General features: G+C 53.4%; 1 protein-coding gene. It reads right to left on the reverse strand.

The annotated features are described in order from the left end of the window. Positions 1-509: conjugal transfer protein TraQ (gene traQ / locus ACFSJS_RS27975; RefSeq protein ID WP_380905301.1), on the reverse strand; the 509-nt coding region annotated here is incomplete at both ends.

A 509-nucleotide genomic window follows, 5' to 3' on the forward strand; every position in this document is an offset into this window, starting at 1 on the left:
CGATTCCAATGCTTGCCAGCAGGGCATTGAGGACACGATCGATAAAGACCAGCAGGACGCCGGCAATAAATTTGACGTTTCCCTTACTGACGGATTCACTGGCACTCAGTGCGGTATGTCCATCGAGTCCGGCCTTGCGCCAGATGGATATCCCGTTCATTACAAATCCAACACCGGCCAGCTTGGCCAGCGACAGAACTGCATTTGCTGCGCCAGCAGCAGCGCCAAACGTCTGAGGTTGTACATATGCAATCGGGCCACATGAGTCAGCCCTGAATCCCATGTGTACGCCTCCGGCGTTAATCATTGCCGGGAGTGATACGAGCATGCAGCTGGTTAACATCCCCGCAATAAATTTTCCGGGAGACATTTTTACCGGACCGGCTGAACGGGCGCGGGCAAACAGGGTAATCATGCTGATCACCCCGATGAATTCTCCCCAGGTAAACAGGAAATCCATTCCGGCACTGAAAATACTGCTGGCAAAGTTCTCAATGGCGGTCAGGGCA

The sequence above is a fragment of the Streptomyces desertarenae genome (assembly GCF_042681365.1).
Classification (GTDB): domain Bacteria; phylum Actinomycetota; class Actinomycetes; order Streptomycetales; family Streptomycetaceae; genus Streptomyces; species Streptomyces desertarenae.